Source organism: Stutzerimonas stutzeri, from assembly GCF_013522825.1.
Taxonomy (GTDB): domain Bacteria; phylum Pseudomonadota; class Gammaproteobacteria; order Pseudomonadales; family Pseudomonadaceae; genus Stutzerimonas; species Stutzerimonas stutzeri_AK.
Window position 1 is genome coordinate 44902 of record NZ_JAAMQZ010000001.1, and the last position, 16688, is coordinate 61589.

At 62.1% G+C, this 16688-nt stretch carries 17 protein-coding genes and 1 other RNA gene; 4 read left to right on the forward strand and 14 right to left on the reverse strand.

The window, feature by feature from the left end:
* The 9 genes from mraY to rsmI all read right to left on the reverse strand — a co-directional run bounded on the left by mraY (position 1) and on the right by rsmI (position 9075).
* The gene (gene mraY / locus G7020_RS00205; protein WP_181082044.1) at positions 1 to 1083 is read right to left on the reverse strand and encodes a phospho-N-acetylmuramoyl-pentapeptide-transferase; all 1083 of its coding nucleotides are present in this window, start codon (positions 1081 to 1083) and stop codon (positions 1 to 3) included.
* Entirely contained in the window at positions 1083 to 2456 is a 1374-nt protein-coding gene (locus tag G7020_RS00210; RefSeq protein WP_181082045.1) for a UDP-N-acetylmuramoyl-tripeptide--D-alanyl-D-alanine ligase, read from the reverse strand. The genes mraY and G7020_RS00210 overlap by 1 nt, the downstream gene beginning before the upstream one ends.
* A complete protein-coding gene (locus tag G7020_RS00215; protein WP_181082046.1) occupies positions 2449 to 3912 on the reverse strand; it encodes a UDP-N-acetylmuramoyl-L-alanyl-D-glutamate--2,6-diaminopimelate ligase in 1464 nt (487 codons plus the stop codon). The genes G7020_RS00210 and G7020_RS00215 overlap by 8 nt, the downstream gene beginning before the upstream one ends.
* Positions 3912 to 5639: a penicillin-binding transpeptidase domain-containing protein gene (locus G7020_RS00220; RefSeq protein WP_181082047.1), complete on the reverse strand. Its 1728-nt coding sequence runs from the start codon at positions 5637 to 5639 to the stop codon at positions 3912 to 3914. Before G7020_RS00220 ends, G7020_RS00215 begins: the two co-directional genes overlap by 1 nt.
* Positions 5636 to 5926, reverse strand: coding sequence for a cell division protein FtsL (gene ftsL / locus G7020_RS00225; RefSeq protein WP_181082048.1), 291 nt, complete (start codon positions 5924 to 5926; stop codon positions 5636 to 5638). Before ftsL ends, G7020_RS00220 begins: the two co-directional genes overlap by 4 nt.
* Complete coding sequence (rsmH, locus tag G7020_RS00230; RefSeq protein WP_181082049.1) at positions 5923 to 6870, reverse strand: 16S rRNA (cytosine(1402)-N(4))-methyltransferase RsmH; 948 nt, start codon at positions 6868 to 6870, stop codon at positions 5923 to 5925. Before rsmH ends, ftsL begins: the two co-directional genes overlap by 4 nt.
* Entirely contained in the window at positions 6867 to 7322 is a 456-nt protein-coding gene (mraZ, locus tag G7020_RS00235) for a division/cell wall cluster transcriptional repressor MraZ (protein WP_181082050.1), read from the reverse strand. Before mraZ ends, rsmH begins: the two co-directional genes overlap by 4 nt.
* A 292-nt stretch (positions 7323 to 7614) precedes the next feature.
* An RNA gene (rnpB, locus tag G7020_RS00240) (RNase P RNA component class A) lies at positions 7615 to 7973 on the reverse strand.
* Positions 7974 to 8208: 235 nt separating this feature from the next.
* Positions 8209 to 9075 (reverse strand): 16S rRNA (cytidine(1402)-2'-O)-methyltransferase, encoded by an 867-nt coding sequence (gene rsmI / locus G7020_RS00245; protein WP_181082051.1) that lies wholly within the window; start codon positions 9073 to 9075, stop codon positions 8209 to 8211.
* A gap of 121 nt (positions 9076 to 9196) precedes the next feature.
* Here rsmI and G7020_RS00250 point away from each other — a divergent pair, with 121 nt between their 5' ends.
* From G7020_RS00250 to G7020_RS00265, 4 genes are all read left to right on the forward strand, one after another.
* Positions 9197 to 10984 carry a penicillin-binding protein activator gene (locus G7020_RS00250; protein WP_181082052.1) on the forward strand — a complete coding sequence of 596 codons (1788 nt, stop codon included), beginning with the start codon at positions 9197 to 9199 and terminating at the stop codon, positions 10982 to 10984.
* Complete coding sequence (locus tag G7020_RS00255; RefSeq protein ID WP_181082053.1) at positions 10971 to 11339, forward strand: YraN family protein; 369 nt, start codon at positions 10971 to 10973, stop codon at positions 11337 to 11339. The genes G7020_RS00250 and G7020_RS00255 overlap by 14 nt, the downstream gene beginning before the upstream one ends.
* Positions 11340 to 11425: 86 nt before the next feature.
* Positions 11426 to 12019: a phosphoheptose isomerase gene (locus tag G7020_RS00260; RefSeq protein ID WP_181082054.1), complete on the forward strand. Its 594-nt coding sequence runs from the start codon at positions 11426 to 11428 to the stop codon at positions 12017 to 12019.
* Positions 12016 to 12594: a BON domain-containing protein gene (locus G7020_RS00265; RefSeq protein WP_181082055.1), complete on the forward strand. Its 579-nt coding sequence runs from the start codon at positions 12016 to 12018 to the stop codon at positions 12592 to 12594. The genes G7020_RS00260 and G7020_RS00265 overlap by 4 nt, the downstream gene beginning before the upstream one ends.
* 114 nt (positions 12595 to 12708) lie before the next feature.
* Here G7020_RS00265 and G7020_RS00270 read toward each other — a convergent pair whose 3' ends face one another.
* The 5 genes from G7020_RS00270 to petA all read right to left on the reverse strand — a co-directional run bounded on the left by G7020_RS00270 (position 12709) and on the right by petA (position 16475).
* Positions 12709 to 13119 carry a ClpXP protease specificity-enhancing factor gene (locus G7020_RS00270; RefSeq protein ID WP_181082056.1) on the reverse strand — a complete coding sequence of 137 codons (411 nt, stop codon included), beginning with the start codon at positions 13117 to 13119 and terminating at the stop codon, positions 12709 to 12711.
* Positions 13120 to 13156: 37 nt separating this feature from the next.
* The gene (locus G7020_RS00275; protein ID WP_181082057.1) at positions 13157 to 13774 is read right to left on the reverse strand and encodes a glutathione S-transferase N-terminal domain-containing protein; all 618 of its coding nucleotides are present in this window, start codon (positions 13772 to 13774) and stop codon (positions 13157 to 13159) included.
* An 87-nt stretch (positions 13775 to 13861) separates the two neighbouring features.
* Positions 13862 to 14671 (reverse strand): cytochrome c1, encoded by an 810-nt coding sequence (locus tag G7020_RS00280; protein WP_181082058.1) that lies wholly within the window; start codon positions 14669 to 14671, stop codon positions 13862 to 13864.
* Entirely contained in the window at positions 14671 to 15882 is a 1212-nt protein-coding gene (locus G7020_RS00285; RefSeq protein ID WP_181082059.1) for a cytochrome b, read from the reverse strand. The genes G7020_RS00280 and G7020_RS00285 overlap by 1 nt, the downstream gene beginning before the upstream one ends.
* A complete protein-coding gene (gene petA, locus G7020_RS00290) occupies positions 15882 to 16475 on the reverse strand; it encodes a ubiquinol-cytochrome c reductase iron-sulfur subunit (RefSeq protein WP_181082060.1) in 594 nt (197 codons plus the stop codon). The genes G7020_RS00285 and petA overlap by 1 nt, the downstream gene beginning before the upstream one ends.
* Positions 16476 to 16688: the final 213 nt, after the last annotated feature.

A 16688-nucleotide genomic window follows, 5' to 3' on the forward strand; every position in this document is an offset into this window, starting at 1 on the left:
TTACCTCAACTTCAACGTGGCCAGGCCGACCAGCACCAGAATCACGGTGATGATCCAGAAACGGACGATCACCCGTGGCTCGGGCCAGCCCTTGAGTTCGAAATGGTGATGAATGGGCGCCATGCGGAACACGCGCTTGCCAGTCAGCTTGAACGAAGCGACCTGGATCATCACCGACAGGGTTTCCATGACGAACACGCCGCCCATGATGAACAGCACCACCTCCTGGCGAACGATCACCGCAATGGTGCCCAGCGCGGCACCGAGGGCCAGCGCCCCGACGTCGCCCATGAAGACCTGCGCCGGATAGGTGTTGAACCAGAGAAAGCCCAGGCCCGCACCGATCAGCGCACCGCAGAACACGATCAGCTCGCCCGCGCCCGGTACGTAGGGAATCAGCAGGTATTCGGCAAAATTCACGTTGCCCGACAGGTAGCAGAAGATACCCAGGCCACCGCCGACCATCACCGTCGGCATGATCGCCAGGCCATCGAGGCCGTCGGTGAGATTCACCGCGTTGCTCGAACCGACGATGACGAAATAGGTCAGGACGATGAAGCCGATGCCCAGCGGAATCTCGATATCCTTGATCAGTGGCAGGATCAGGGTGGTCTCCACCGGCGTCTGCGCGGTCATATAAAGGAAGACCGCCGCGCCAAGGCCGAATACCGACTGCCAGAAATATTTCCAGCGGCTCGGCAGGCCGCGCGAATTCTTCTCGATCACCTTGCGGTAATCGTCCACCCAGCCCACCGCGCCGAACAGCAGCGTGACGGCCAGCACCACCCAGACGTAGCGGTTGGACAGGTCGGCCCAGAGCAGCGTACTGATGGCGATGGCGCTGATGATCAGCGCACCGCCCATGGTCGGTGTGCCAGATTTGGACAGGTGCGATTGCGGGCCATCGGTGCGCACCGACTGGCCGATCTGGCGCATCTGCAAGGTGCGGATCAGCCAGGGGCCCATCCACAGCGAGAGCACCAGGGCCGTGAGCACGCCGAGAATTCCGCGCAGGGTCAGGTACTGGAAGACCGCGAAGCCCTTGTGGAACTGTTGCAGATACTCGGCGAGCAGCAGCAGCATCAGTGTTTCTCCATGGCAGTGTCAGCCAGCGCGGCGACAATCCTGTCCATCGCGGCGCTGCGTGATCCCTTGATCAGAATGGTGGTATTGCCCTGTTCTGCGCGTAGCGCCTCGATCAGGCTCTGCTGATCGGCAAAATGACGACCGCCGGCACCGAACGCTTCGACCGCATGCTTCATCAGAGGGCCGATAGCCAGTAGCGCGTCGACCTTGCCGGCGGCGTAGCGGCCCACATCGGCATGGCTCTGCTCGGCCCAGTCGCCCAGCTCGCCCATGTCGCCCAGCACCAGCAGGGTGCGCCCGGAAAAACCGCCCAGCACATCGGTGGCCGCACGGATGGAGGCCGGATTGGCGTTGTAGCTGTCATCGATCAGACGCACGCCGCTGCCGAGCACCTGCGCCACCCCGCGACCCGCGACCGGCTGCAGGGCCTGCAGGCCGGCGACGATATGCGCCGGCGCGACACCCAGCGCATGCGCCGCAGCGGCGGCGGCGAGGGCGTTGGCGATATTGTGCTGCCCGAGCAGATTGAGCTGCACCGGCAGCGAGGCGCCCGGACCGACAAGGGTGAAATTCGGACAACCACGCGCGTCCCGACTGATGACGGCGGCATGGAAGTCGGCTTGAGCATCCTGCAGGGCAAAGTTCAACACGCGCTTGCCGGCAGCCCGCCGTTGCCACACGGGCCAGGCCGGATCATCCCGGTTGAGCACGGCAATGCCCTGCGCGCCCAGGCCGTCGAGAATCTCGCCCTTGGCCTCGACGATCCTTTCCGGTCCGCCGAACTCACCGACATGGGCGGTGCCGGCGTTGGTAATCAGACTGACATCCGGGCGCGCCAGACTCACCGTATAGGCGATTTCCCCAAGGCCCGAAGCGCCAAGCTCGATGACGGCGGCCTTGTGCTGCGGCGCCAGTTCGAGCAGGGTCAGCGGCGCGCCGAGGTCATTGTTCAGATTGCCGCGCGTGGCCAGCACCGCGTCGGCGCCATAAGCCGCACGCAGGATGCTGGCGAGCATTTCCTTGACGCTGGTCTTGCCGCTGGAACCCGTGATGGCCACCAACGGCCCGGCAAAGGCGGCACGGTTCAGCGCCCCCAGCTGGCCGAGGGCAATGCGGGTGTCGGCGACCACCAGCTGCGGCAGCGCCACATCGACCACAGGCCGTTCGACCAGCGCCGCGACCGCGCCCTTGGCGGCGACTTCGGCCAGATAGGCATGACCATCGAAACGCGGCCCGCTCAGGGCAATGAACAGCTGCCCCGGCTCGATGGCGCGGCTATCAGTGCTGACGGCGGCAAACGCCACGTCATCGCCTGTCAGCTCAGCGGACAGCGGCGCGACCAGCTCGCTCAGGCGCAGGGCTTCAAGCATGGGCATTCTCCCAGGCGGCCAGGGCCTGCTCGGCCTGTTCCAGATCGGAGAAAGGCAGGCGCTCGCCCTTGATCTCCTGGTAATTCTCGTGCCCCTTGCCCGCCAGCAGCACCACGTCATCCAGGCCACGGCCGGCGATGCAGCTGGCGATGGCCTCGGCGCGGCCCGGCTGGAAGAGCACCTGGTCCGGCGCAGCGAAGCCGGCGCGAATCTCGTCGAGAATCTGCTGCGGGTCCTCGTTGCGCGGGTTGTCGTCGGTCACCAACACCCGATCAGCCAGGCGCTCGGCCACTTCAGCCATCAGCGCACGCTTGCCGCGATCACGCTCGCCACCGCAGCCGAACAGGCACAGCAATTGCCCGCGCGTATGCGCACGCAACGCGCCGAGCACCTTCTCCAGGGCATCGGGGGTGTGCGCGTAATCGACCACCACCAGCGGCTTGTCGCCGCCGCCCAGCCGCTGCATGCGGCCAGCCGGCCCTTCAAGCTCGGGCAGCACGGCGAGAATCTCGTCCAGCGGATAATTCATGCCCAGCAACGCGCCAATCGCCGCCAGGGTATTGCTGAGATTGAAACGCCCCAGCAGCGGGCTGCGCAGTGAGCGCTCGCCCTGCGGCGTGACCAGCCGCGCATGAACGCCATCATCGTCCAGTTGCGCCTCGGGGCAGTAGAGATAGGCGTCAGGATCTTCCAGGCTGTAGGTAATCAGGCGCGATTCGCCTTTTTCCGCCGCCAGCGTACGGCCAAAGGCGTCATCCAGATTGATCACCCGGCAACTCAATCCCGGCAACCTGAACAGCCCGGCCTTGACCTCGCCATAGGCCTCCATCGAGCCGTGATAATCGAGGTGGTCGCGCGACAGGTTGGTGAAGACCGCGACATCGAACGCCAGAGCAGTCACACGCCCTTGCGCCAGGCCGTGGGACGACACTTCCATCGCCACCGCCCGCGCGCCCTGCGCACGCAGATTGGCCAGGTTGGCCTGTACGCCGATGGCATCCGGCGTGGTGTGACGTCCCAGCTCCAGCTCGCCATGAAAGCCGGTGCCCAGGGTGCCGATGATGCCGCAACGCTCGCCGAGGCGATCCAGAGCCTGGGCAATCAGGTAACTGACGCTGGTCTTGCCATTGGTGCCGGTCACGCCGACCAGATGCAGGCCGCGGCTGGGCTCGCCATAGAAGCGCCCGGCAATCGCCGACAGCTGCCCGGCAAGATTGCGCACCGACACCAGTTCGGCGCTCGCGGCGGTCATCGGCTGCGCACCTTCGGCCTCGAAGGCCACCGCCGCCGCGCCGCGGGAAATCGCATCAGCGATATGCACGCGACCATCCTGCTGCAGACCGGGCACGGCCAGAAACAAATCGCCTGGTCGAACCTTGCGGCTGTCCAGAGTCAGTTCGCGAATCAGCGTGGCGCTGTCGGCCTGTGGCAATAATTGATTCAACGGCATTGGCATCAGATTCGCCCTCCCTTGCCCTTGGCTGCTTCGGCGGTTTGAATCTCCGCCGCTGGCGGCAGGTTGTCCGGGGTGATATTCATCAGGCGCAACGCACGGGCTGCGACCTTGCCAAATACCGGCGCAGCGACGAGACCGCCGTAGTAACCACCCTCGCTGGGCTCATCTACCACGACCACCACGGCAATACGCGGATTGGAGACGGGCGCCACACCTGCGAAAAACGCCCGGTAGGCGTCTTTGGTATAGCCTCCGGTTCCAGAGACCTTTTTCGCCGTGCCGCTCTTGCCGCCGACGTGATAGCCCGGAACCCTGGCGCGCGAACCACCGCCGCCCTCTTCCTCGACCACCGCCTGCAGCATCTTCAGCACTTTGTTGGATATGTCCCTGTCGATGACCTGGACCCCGGCTTGCGGCTGATCCAGGCGCAGCAGCGACAGCGGCACGTTGCGACCGTCGTTTCCGAGCATGGCGTAGGCGTGGGCCAGCTGAACGGCTGTCACCGACAGGCCGTAGCCATAGGCCAGGGAGGCGGTTTCGGCGTCACGCCACTTGCGATGATTGGGCAGGTTGCCGACACGCTCGCCCGGAAAGCCGAGGCCGGTGGATTGGCCGAAACCCGCCTGTTGCATCACCGCGTAGACAGGCTCGGCGCCGATGTCCAGGGCGATCTTGCTGATGCCGACGTTACTCGACTTCATCAGGATCCCGGTCAGGTTGAGCATGCCGCCGCGCGATACGTCGCGAATGGTGTAGCGCCCGATACGCATCCAGCCCGGCAGGGTATTGATCACGGTTTCCGGCTGGTATTTGCCGGTGCCAAGCGCCGCGGCAATGCTGAACGGCTTGACCGTCGAACCAGGCTCGAACACATCGATCAGCGCACGGTTGCGCATGGCCGCCGGCTGCAGGTTGCGACGGTTGTTGGGGTTGTAGGTGGGCTGGTTGGCCATGGCGAGCACTTCGCCGGTATGCACGTCGACCATCACCAGGCTCGCCGCCTTGGCGCCGTATGCCTGCACCACATTGCGCAATTCGCTGTGCGCCAGATACTGCAGGCGCAGATCGATGGACAGTGCCAGGGCCTTGCCGGCCTTGGCATTCTGAACCACCTGCACATCCTTGATCAGCCGACCGCGACGATCCTTGAGGACCTGGCGCTTGCCGGGTACACCAGCCAGCCATTCTTCATAGGCCAGCTCCATGCCTTCGCGCCCGCGATCATCGATATCGGTAAAACCGATCACGTGGGCAGCGACTTCGCCAGCCGGATAGAAACGACGGAATTCTTCCTGGGCATAGACACCGGGAATGTTCAGGTCCAGCACACGCTGCCCCTGCTCCGGCGTCAGGCCGCGCACCAGGTAGATGAATTCGCGCCCGGCCTGCTCCTGCAGGCGCTTCTTCAGCACACCTGCATCCTGGCCCAACGCTCTGGCAAGTTCGTCCCAGCGAGCCTGGGCGTCCTGCAATTCACGCGGATTGCCCCACAGTGTGGTCACCGGCGTACTGACGGCCAACGGTTCGCCATGACGGTCGGTGATCAGCCCGCGATGGGCCGGGATCGGGATATGCCGCACGCTGCGCGCATCGCCCTGGCCCTTGAGAAATGCCTGATCGAGCACCTGCAGATCGACGATACGCCAGGCGATGGCACCCACCATCAGCGCGAGCAACGCCAGGACGATACGAAAACGCCACGGATAGAGCGCGCCCTGAAGTCTCACTGAGACACCAGCCTGACATCAGCCGCTTCGGGGACATGCATTTTCAGTTGCTCAGTGGCCAGCGCTTCGATGCGGCTATGGGCCGTCCAGGTGCTCTGTTCGAGGATCAGTCGCCCCCATTCGGCCTGCGCCTTGTCACGCGCGCTGAGTTCGCCGTACAACTCATTGAGCAACTGGCGATTCCAGTGCGCGCTGTAAGCAACCAAAATGGCCGAAACCAGCACGGCAACGAACAGCACCAGCATCGTCATGCTGCCGCCGGGCATCGCCCGACCCAGGCGGCTCATCGCAATTTCTCCGCAACACGCATCACTGCACTGCGTGAACGGGGATTGGCCCTGACTTCTTCGGCCGAAGCGTACTGTGGCTTGCCGAGCAACTTCAGGCGCGGGATGAACTTTTCCGGAATGATCGGCAGATCGCGCGGCAGGGTATCCGCCTCGCCCTTGGCATGGCGCCGCATGAACTGCTTGACGATGCGATCTTCCAGCGAATGGAAGCTGATCACCACCAGCCGGCCACCCACCGCAAGCGCTTCGAGGGCGGCGTCGAGACCACGCTCCAGGTCGCCCAGTTCATTGTTGATAAAGATACGCAGGCCCTGAAAGGCGCGTGTCGCGGGATTCTTGCCCTTTTCCCAGGCGGGATTGGCGACGGTCAGCACCTGCGCCAGATCTCCTGTGCGCTCGAAGGGCTTTTCCAGCCGACGCTGCACCACGGCACGCGCCATGCGTCTGGCGAAGCGTTCTTCACCGTAGTCCTTGAAAACACGGGCGATCTCTTCCTCGGGCGCGCTGGCGATCCACTCGGCGGCACTGATGCCGTGATCAGGGTTCATGCGCATGTCGAGCGGGCCATCGTTGAGAAAACTGAAGCCTCGCTCAGGGTCATCGAGCTGCGGCGAAGACACTCCAAGGTCCAGCAGGATGCCGTCAAGAGTACCCGTCCAGCCCCGCTGCTCCATTTCTTCGCCCAGTTCGGCGAAACTTCTTTGCACAACGACAAAGCGGCCATCTTCGGCCGCCAGTGCTTGCCCCGTAGCGATTGCCAACGGGTCCTTGTCGAACCCTAGCAAGTGGCCATCAGACCCAAGCTGCTGCAAGAGCAGCCGGCTATGCCCACCCCGCCCGAAGGTTCCGTCCAGATAGCGACCACCCGCGCGCACGGCGAGCGCCGCGACGGCCTCGTCGAGCAACACGGTCACATGCTTGTAGCTGCTGGTCTGGCTCACAGGATTAGCTCACGCAATGCTTCCGGCAAGGCACCGGGTTGTTTGATGGCCGCCAGATCCGCATCTGCCTGTGCGTTCCAGTCGTCCTCGTTCCACAAACTGAATTTGTTCAGCTGGCCGACCAGCATGGCCCGCTTGTCCAGCCCTGCGTGCTCGCGCAAACGCGGCGGCACCAGTACACGGCCATTGCCATCCATTTCCAGGTCCACCGCATTGCCGATCAGCAGACGCTGAAGGCGGCGGCTCTCTTCGTGCAGCGACGGCAACTCGCGAAGCTTGGCTTCGATTTGCTCCCACTCGGGCAGGGGGTAGATACACAGGCAGGGATCGACAGCATCGATAGTGACAATCAACTGGCCATCACAACGCGAAACGAGCTCGTCACGATACCGGCTGGGCATGGCTAGCCGCCCCTTGGCATCGAGACTTATTGCGTTTGCTCCGCGAAACACGGCTGCGCTTCCCCTGAAATCAGCTATCCATACCCATAAATATCCACTTCATTCCACTTTTCACCACTTATGCGCACTATAGAAATGCAGCAGCCCCACCGTCAAGGTGAGCCGCAGGGGAAAAACCCTTATGTGGCGGGAATTTAGGAGGCAATCACGAGGCAGGCGCCAAATCGCAGACGAGCGAAAACCAACTTTTTCAGGCAGACCAAAAGCCTGCACTCAGAAGTTAAAGTGCTTTCTCAAGAGCAATACTTTTTTGGACTAGAAACGAGGGGATTCTGGAAGTGAATCGGAGAGTCGATCTGTAAGCCGGGTTCTGTCGAGGACAGCCATTCCTCTACGACAGCCATCACTGACTGCCTCTAGCAACCTACCCGGATCCAGCGCGGGCCACGCCAATGGATCCCTATTTGGTCTTGCTCCAAGTGGGGTTTACCTAGCCACGGACTGTTGCCAGCCGCGCGGTGCGCTCTTACCGCACCTTTTCACCCTTACCGGCGCCGAAGCGCTTAGGCGGTTATTTTCTGTGGCACTTTCCGTAGGCTCGCGCCTCCCAGGCGTTACCTGGCACTTCGCCCTATGGAGCCCGGACTTTCCTCCCTCCCTTTTTGCGGAACAAAAAGAGACAGCGACTGTCCAATCGACTCTCCGAGCGCTAGGGTACTTGGCCAGCCCCCGCCCCGCAAGCTGATAAATCCTCCGATCACAAGCGATCGCGCTATACGCTCAAAGGGCCGAAAACAACGCTGGAAAGCTGGAGGCTGAACGACAAGCGATCCAGGCTCGAGCGCAAATGGCGTTTTTTCGTCCAGCCCCCAGCGCTTTTATCGAAGGACCATCGCAGCATAACGCCATAGCGTGATCGCCCCGCCTCCGATCAGCTCTAGCCCTTTTCCTGCAAAGCCAGCTGATACAGCAGGTTCTTGCGAACGCCGGTGATCTCGGCAGCAACGGCGGCGGCGCGCTTGAGTGGCAATTCCGCCAGAAGCAGCTGCAGCACACGCCGGGCGTCGGCATCCACCGCATCATCCCCCTCGGGCGCCTGCCAGCCACCGACCACCAGCACGCATTCGCCACGCTGCTGATTGCTGTCAGCCTCGACCCAGGCGCGCAGCTGCGCCAGCGGCAATCCCTTGAGGGTTTCGAAGGTCTTGGTCAGCTCGCGCCCAAGCACCGCAGCCCGATCCTCACCGAATACAGTTTCCAGGTCCTGCAGGCATTCCAGAATGCGATGCGGCGCCTCGTAGAAGATCAGGGTTCGCGGCTCTTCGCGCAGGTGTTCCAGCCGCGCGCGACGCGCCGCCTGCCTGGCCGGCAGGAACCCCTCGAAGATGAAGCGATCGGATGGCAGACCCGCCGCCGAAAGCGCCGCGACCAGCGCACAGGCGCCGGGCACCGGCACGACACGCACGCCTGCCGCCCGCGCCTGCCTGACCAGATGGTAGCCAGGGTCGGAAATCAGCGGTGTTCCGGCATCAGAAACAAGCGCCACATCTTCCCCAGCCAGCAGCCGCCCGATGAATCGGCCACCCTCGTCCCGCTCATTATGCTCATGGCACGCCGCCAGCGGCGTGCCAATGCCGAAGTGCTGAAGCAATCGCGCCGAGTGACGGGTATCTTCCGCTGCAATCAGCGCCACCTCTCGCAGTATGCGCAGCGCCCGCGCACTGATGTCTTCGAGATTTCCGATCGGCGTGGCAACGACATAGAGCACGCCCGCGGTGGAATTCACGGCATCTGCTGCAGTCACAGGGCGTACCTCACATCACGAAAACGGGCATTGTAGCTCGTTTGACGGCCACAACATCGCGGTGCCGGCAGGGCTTGGGTACAATCAGACGTTCTTTGCCGGTGTTTCCAGGAATGATCACATGATGGCTCGCTTACGCCCGATTCTCTTCATCTGCCTTGCCGCCATCCTGTCGGCCTGCGCCAGTTCGCCCGAGTCGACATTGGGTAAGTTGCCTCGCACGCCCCAGGCTTCGACGCAGCAGATGTTGGAGGAAGCCGATGCCAGCGATCCGGCCAGGGCCGCCTTGCTGCGCCTCTCCGCCGCCGACCAGAGTATTCGCCAGGGCAACCCTGCCCAGGCCCGCCTGATTCTGGAACAGGTCGCAATCGAGCAGCTGCCGCCGGCCCAACAGATTTTCGCAAGCACTCTGAGCGCAGAGCTGGCACTGGCCGACAACGACCCGCAGCGTGCACTGCAGGCCCTGCAACATCCGGCCTTCGAACGCCTCGGGGAATTACCCATCGACCAGCAGCTTCGCAGTCAGCTGACGCGCGCGCAGGCACTTGAAGCCAATGAGCAGCCCCTCGATGCCGCTCGCGAGCGAACCTTTGTCGCCCCCCTGCTGAGCGGGGAAGCCGCGACGCAGAACCATCAGAAAATCTGGTCGCTGGTCTCGGGCCTGCCGACCAGCCAACTGCAGCCTGTGGCCGATCAGGATCTGTCCGGCTGGCTGTCGCTGGCAGCCATGCTGAAGCAGTCCGGCACACTGCCCCAGCAGCAACGGGCCATCGATACCTGGGTGCAGCAGAACCCCAGTCATCCGGCTGCGCTACAGCTACCAGAAGCCCTCGTAACACTGCGTGAACTGGCTGATCGCCCGCTGTCGCACGTCGCCCTTCTGCTACCCATGGACGGCCCACTGGCCAGCGTCTCACGCGCCTTGCGCGACGGCTTCCTTGCCGCCCACCTGGAAGCAGGCCAGGAGCTGAAGATCGAGCTGTTCGACAGCACACGCATCACCTCCATGGACGCCTTCTATCAGCAGGCCGCTGCATCCGGCGTGGAACTGGTGGTTGGCCCGCTGGACAAGACCCTGGTGCGGCAGCTCGCCGACCGTGACCAGCTCCCGATTACCACGCTCGCACTCAACTACAGCGATGCCGACCAGAAACAGCCGCCACAACTGTTCCAGTTCGGCCTGGCCGCCGAAGACGAAGCCCGCGAGGTCGCTCGCCGCGCCTGGGACGACGGCCATCGCCGCGCCATCGCCCTGACGCCCCGCGGCGACTGGGGCAATCGCGTGCTGGATGCCTTTCGCCGGCAATGGCAGGAACAGGGCGGCACGCTGATTGCCGCCGAGCCCCTGGCCGAACCCGTCGCGCTCGCCAACCAGATCGCCGACATGCTGCAAGTACGTAACAGCACAGGCGGCTCCAGCAGCAGTCTGCAAGCACAACCCACACGCCGCCAGGACGTCGACTTCCTGTTCCTGGCCGCCACCCCACAGCAGGCCCAGCAGGTCAAACCCACCCTGATCTTCCAGTACGCCGGCGACCTCCCGGTATACGCCACGTCCCACCTGCATGCCGCAACGGACAATCGCAGCCAGTACCTTGATCTTGAAGGCATCCGCTTCACCGAAACCCCTTGGCTGCTGGACGCCCAACTGCCCCTGCGCCAGCAGATCGAGAACAAATGGCCGCAAGCTCGCGGCAGCCTCGGACGGCTTTACGCGATGGGCGCCGACGCCTACTTGCTGGCACCACGCCTGAACCAGTTGCTGGCACTCCCGGAGACGCAGCTGGACGGATACTCCGGCACGCTCAGCCTGACCCCCGGTCAACGCATCGAACGCCGCCTGCCATGGGCCGAATTCCGCGACGGCACGGTCCAGCCCCTCGGGAACACGCTGCTTGACCAGCACTGACAAACAGACCAGCGGACGCCAGGCCGAAGACCGCGCGCTGCGCCATCTGGAACAGCAGGGCCTGCGCCTGCTGCAGCGCAACTGGCTGTGCCGCTGCGGCGAGCTTGATCTAGTCATGCTCGATGGCGATACAGTAGTATTCATCGAAGTTCGCTACAGACGCCACAGCGCCTGGGGTGGCGCCCTGGAAAGCATCGACCGGCGCAAACAGCAGAAGTTGATCCGTGCGGCTCAGCTGTTCCTGCAGAAGGAAAGTCGCTGGTCCGGATACCCGTGCCGCTTCGATGTCATCGCAATCGAAGCGGTCAGCAACACAGCGACACCCAACTGGCTCCGCAACGCGTTCGATGCCTGACAGGCTGTTGGATAGTTTTAGCGCCGGAGCAACTCGTTTCCGCCATGGCCATACGCACAGCCCGACACTTGAAGGTCAACACATCGATGGATATGCAATCCCGTATACGTCAGCTTTTTCAGGCCAGTATCGAAACCAAGCAGCAGGCGATGAACGTACTCGCCCCAAGCATCGAGCAGGCCGGACAGGTGATGGTCAATACACTGCTCAGCGAAGGCAAGATACTCACCTGCGGCAACGGGGGCTCGGCTGGCGATGCCCAGCACTTCTCCTCCGAACTGCTCAACCGCTTCGAGCGCGAGCGCCCCAGTCTTCCGGCGATAGCCCTGACAACCGACAGCTCCACGCTGACCTCCATCGCCAACGACTACAGCTACAACGAAGTCTTTTCAAAGCAGATCCGTGCACTCGGCCAGCCGGGTGATGTACTGCTGGCAATTTCCACCAGCGGCAACTCCGCCAACGTGATTCAGGCAATCCAGGCAGCCCATGACCGCGAAATGCTGGTCGTTGCCCTCACAGGCCGCGATGGCGGCGGCATGGCCTCGCTGCTGTTGCCGGAAGATGTCGAGATTCGCGTGCCAGCCAAGGCCACTGCGCGCATTCAGGAAGTGCACCTGCTCGTCATTCACTGCCTGTGCGACCTGATCGACAACCAACTGTTCGGGAGTGAAGAATGAATCCGCTCCGCCCCCATCTGCTCGTACTCGCCCTGTGCATTGTCGCCACCGGCTGCAGTTCGGTTCTGACCGCCACACGCGACACCCCGATCGATGACAACCGGGGCACCCGCACCATCGGCAGCAAGATCGATGATTCGCTGATCGAAACCAAGGCCGCAGTGAACATCGCCAAAGCCCACCCTGATCTGGATAAAGGCTCGCATATCGTCGTGGCCAGCTACAACGGCGTCGTACTGCTCGCCGGCCAGACACCTCGCAGCGAACTGAAGCAGACCGCCGAACAGGCGGCAGGCTCGGTCCAGCGCGTCAAGCGCGTGCACAACGAAATACAGGTACTGCAGCCCTCATCCGCCCTGGCCCGCAGCAACGATTCCTGGCTCACGACCAAGATAAAAACCCAGATGCTGGCCAATCAGGACATTCCGGGCTCGCGCATCAAGGTGATCACTGAAAACGGCATCGTCTACCTGCTGGGCCTCGTTACCCGCCAGGAAGGCAACCGTGCGACAAGCGTGGTCCAGGGCGTCTCCGGTGTGCAGCGCATCGTCAAGCTGTTCGAATATATCGATTAGCGGAAAGTCGGACAGAGTCAGGGAGTGCTTTACCCAAGCCCGTGCCAAGCTTTCCTCTGACCCCACCTCCGCTCGTCGGGTCGGTGAAGCATGACCCGACCTACGTGCCGCGGCTTATTTGACGACCTTCAGACTGGGCCGCCCCGCCGAAGCCGGGCGAGGCGCAACGCCAGCATCCGGTGCGGAAGCGCCATCGTCTGGCGTATCGTCACTGGGCGGCTCGATCTCGAACACCATCCCCTGCCCGTTTTCCCGCGCATAGATCGCCATTACCGCAGCAGCCGGCACATGCAGGCTGTGCGGAACGCCACCGAAACGACTCTCGAAACTGATCGCGGCATTGTCCATCTGCAGATGACGCACGGCACTGGGCGCAACGTTCAGCACGATCTGCCCATCACTGGCGAAGCCTGCGGGCACCTGGACACCGGGATACTCGACATCGACCAGCAGATGCGGCGTGCAATCGTTATCGACGATCCACTCGTACAGCGCCCGGACCAGATAGGGACGACTTGAATTCATAGCAACCTCTCTTGGCAGACCCTTGAAACACTACCTGCTAGCGCATGCTGCGTTCAACGGTCGATAGACTGGCCTGAAAGGCCTCACGGGCAAAGTTTACTTCCATATAGTCGAGCAGCGGCTTGGCCGCCTTGGGCAACTCTATCCCGAGCGCGGGCAAACGCCAGAGGATCGGCAACAGGCAACAATCCACCAGGCTGATCTCGTCGCTCATGAAATAGGCTTTCTCGGAAAAGATTGGCGAAACCCCCGTGAGGCTTTCACGCAACTCCTTGCGCGCCTGCTCCCGCGCCTTCTCGGTGGTTCGCCGATCAGTCACGAGATCCACCAGCGCACACCAGTCACGCTGAATTCGATGCACCAGAAGCCGGGTATTGGCCCTTGCCACCGGATAGACCGGAAGCAACGGCGGATGTGGATAGCGCTCTTCCAGATATTCGCTGATCACGCCTGGCTCATATAGCGCAAGGTCACGATCCACCAGTGTCGGAACACTGGCGTAAGGGTTCACTTCACTCAACCTGACCGGGCAGTGAGCAGGGTCGACATCGACTATCTCGACGTTTACACCCTTCTCGGCAAGCACGTAGCGCACCCGATGCGAATAATGATTGGCGGGATCGGAATAGCAGACCAGTCGATTGGTCGCAGCCATAGCGCCCTCCTGATGGGATTTCATGAATGCAGAAAAGCGCGCGCGCCCAATAGGGCGCGCGCAGGGTTGTAGCAGAACAGCGGAGGATCAGTGAACGTCTTTCCAGTACTCGCGCTTGAGCAGATAGGCGAACACGAAGAAGACCGCCAGGAACAGCAACACATAGGTGCCGATGCGCTGGCTTTCCAGCTTGACCGGATTGGCCGAGTAGGCCAGGAAGGTCACCAGGTTCTTGATCTTCTCGTCGTACTCCGCCTCGGTCAGCTCGCCAGTACCGGGAACGACTGTCAGTTGCCCGCAATCCTCATGAGTGATCGGCGTGCCGGTCAGCGGATCGAACTGCTTGCGGCCCTTCTCGACGACCTGGACCTGCTTGCAGGCTACCGACTCGCCTTCAGGCAGCGCGCTTGGCAGAACCTGACGACCCTGCAGCGGCGCCAACACGTGGGGCATGCCTACGCTCGGGAATACCGTGTTGTTGTAACCGTAGGGACGCGCCGGATCCACATAGAAGCCGCGCATGTAGGAATACAGCCAGTCGTTGCCACGCACGCGCGCAACCAGCGTCAGATCCGGTGGAGCCGCGCCGAACCAGACCTTGGCGTCATCAGGCGACATACCGGTCTTCATGTGGTCGCCAAACTTGGCATCGTTGAAGACGATGTTGTCCATCATGACATCTTCAGGAATGCCCAGATCGGTGGCCACACGCTCGTAGCGCTGATACTGCGCGCTATGACAGCCCATGCAGTAGTTGGCGAAGGTCTTCAGACCATCCTGCATGGCCGCCTTGTCGGTCAGATCGATCTCGACCTTGTCCAGAACGACACTGGGGGCAGCGGCAAAACCGAATGCCGGCACCAATGCAAGAATCAATGCAGCAAATTGCTTTTTCATCAGCCATCCACCCTTTGCGGAACTACTTTGGTCTTCTCGAGCTTGGTGTAGAACGGCATCAGGATGAAGTACGCGAAGTAGATGATCGTACAGATCCGCGATACCAGGGTCCGCTCAGGAGTCGGAGAGAGCACACCCAGCACGCCGAGGATGATGAACGAGATGCAGAACAGGATCAGTGCGACCTTGCTCATCCAGCCCTTGTACTTCATGGACTTGACCGGACTGCGGTCCAGCCAGGGCAGCACGAACAGCACGGCGATCGCGGCACCCATGGCGATCACACCCATGAGCTTGTCGGGAACGGCGCGCAGAATCGCGTAGTAAGGCGTGAAGTACCAGACCGGCGCGATGTGTTCCGGCGTCTTGAACGCGTTCGCCGGCTCGAAGTTCGGTTTCTCCAGGAAGTAACCACCCATCTCCGGGAAGAAGAACACGACGGCACAGAAGACGAACAGGAAGACCACTACGCCGACGATGTCCTTGACGGTGTAGTAGGGATGGAACGGAATGCCGTCCAGGGGCACGCCCGCTTCATCCTTGTTCTTCTTGATATCGACGCCCAGCGGGTTGTTCGAACCCACTTCATGCAACGCCAGAATGTGCAGCACGACCAGACCGAGAATCACGATCGGCAACGCGATGACATGCAGCGCGAAGAAGCGGTTCAAGGTGATGCCGGAGATCAGGTAGTCACCACGGATCCACTGGGTCAGGTCGTCGCCGATCACCGGGATGGCGCCGAACAGCGAAATGATCACCTGGGCGCCCCAGTAGGACATCTGCCCCCAAGGCAGCAGGTAGCCCATGAAGGCTTCGGCCATGAGGGCCAGGTAGATCATCATGCCGAAGATCCACACCAGCTCGCGCGGCTTCTGATAGGAGCCATAGAGAATGCCGCGGAACATGTGCAGGTACACCACGACGAAGAACGCCGAAGCACCGGTGGAGTGTAGATAACGCAGGATCCAGCCGTACTCGACATCACGCATGATGTATTCGACAGAAGCGAAGGCGCCTTCTGCAGACGGCTCGAAGCTCATCGTCAGCCAGATACCGGTGAGAATCTGGTTGACCAGTACCAGCAAGGCCAGGGAGCCGAAGAAGTACAGGACGTTGAAGTTCTTCGGTGCGTAATACTTGCTGAGATGGTCTTCCCACATCTTGGTCGCGGGGAAGCGCGCATCAACCCATTCCATGAACTTGCTCATCACGCGCTCTCCTGATCCACGCCGATGACGACTACAGCGTCAGTCTCGTACGAATGAGGGGGAACCGGCAGGTTCAAGGGTGCAGGCTGCCCCTTGTAGACGCGGCCAGCCATGTCATATTTCGAACCATGGCAGGGGCAGAAATAGCCACCAAGCCAATCGGCACCCAGATCAGGCGCCGCCACTTCCGGCCGGAAAGACGGAGCGCAACCAAGGTGCGTGCAGAGCCCGACCACGATCAGCAGCTCCGGCTTGATCGAACGAACCTGAGGATCGACATAGGTCGGCTGCTCGGACGCTTCGGAGTTCGGATCGGCAACCGTATCGGTGAGCTTGCCCAGATTGGCAAGCGCCTCCTCGGTACGGCGCAGGATGAATACCGGCTGTCCGCGCCACTCGGCGACCATTTGCTGGCCCGGCTCGACCTTGCTGATATTCACCTTAACCGGTGCTCCGGCCGCCTTGGCCTTGGCACTTGGGAACCACGATCCCACAAACGGGACCGCGGCTCCCACCGCTCCTGCAGCACCCACTACCGAAGTAGCGGCTACCAGGAAGCGACGCCGGCCAGCATTCACGCCGTCATTGCTCATTCAGTCGTCTCCCATCAGTTTCTTATGGCCTACCGAAAGCAGGCGTCTACTACGTGCGTCTACCGAAAAACTAGGCCGCGAAAAAATTCGCCAAATGGTAAAGAAAACCCCCTCGCATGACAAGGCAATAAGCCGTCACACCTCAGCTGCAAGCCCCTAAAACCGGGACCCCACGCACGCGACACACTGTCGCAGGAGAAAAAATCACCCATA

What these genes read in the sequence shown, in the direction of transcription:
- G7020_RS00260 (WP_181082054.1), top strand. Translation starts at nt 11,426, where the DNA reads ATGGATATGCAATCCCGTATACGTCAGCTTTTTCAGGCCAGTATCGAA.
- G7020_RS00265 (WP_181082055.1), top strand. Translation starts at nt 12,016, where the DNA reads ATGAATCCGCTCCGCCCCCATCTGCTCGTACTCGCCCTGTGCATTGTC.
- ftsL (WP_181082048.1), bottom strand. Translation starts at nt 5,926, where the DNA reads ATGAGCCGCCTGGGTCGGGCGATGCCCGGCGGCAGCATGACGATGCTG.
- G7020_RS00280 (WP_181082058.1), bottom strand. Translation starts at nt 14,671, where the DNA reads ATGAAAAAGCAATTTGCTGCATTGATTCTTGCATTGGTGCCGGCATTC.
- G7020_RS00250 (WP_181082052.1), top strand. Translation starts at nt 9,197, where the DNA reads ATGATGGCTCGCTTACGCCCGATTCTCTTCATCTGCCTTGCCGCCATC.
- G7020_RS00210 (WP_181082045.1), bottom strand. Translation starts at nt 2,456, where the DNA reads ATGCTTGAAGCCCTGCGCCTGAGCGAGCTGGTCGCGCCGCTGTCCGCT.
- petA (WP_181082060.1), bottom strand. Translation starts at nt 16,475, where the DNA reads ATGAGCAATGACGGCGTGAATGCTGGCCGGCGTCGCTTCCTGGTAGCC.
- G7020_RS00275 (WP_181082057.1), bottom strand. Translation starts at nt 13,774, where the DNA reads ATGGCTGCGACCAATCGACTGGTCTGCTATTCCGATCCCGCCAATCAT.
- G7020_RS00270 (WP_181082056.1), bottom strand. Translation starts at nt 13,119, where the DNA reads ATGAATTCAAGTCGTCCCTATCTGGTCCGGGCGCTGTACGAGTGGATC.
- mraY (WP_181082044.1), bottom strand. Translation starts at nt 1,083, where the DNA reads ATGCTGCTGCTGCTCGCCGAGTATCTGCAACAGTTCCACAAGGGCTTC.
- G7020_RS00285 (WP_181082059.1), bottom strand. Translation starts at nt 15,882, where the DNA reads ATGAGCAAGTTCATGGAATGGGTTGATGCGCGCTTCCCCGCGACCAAG.
- G7020_RS00215 (WP_181082046.1), bottom strand. Translation starts at nt 3,912, where the DNA reads ATGCCAATGCCGTTGAATCAATTATTGCCACAGGCCGACAGCGCCACG.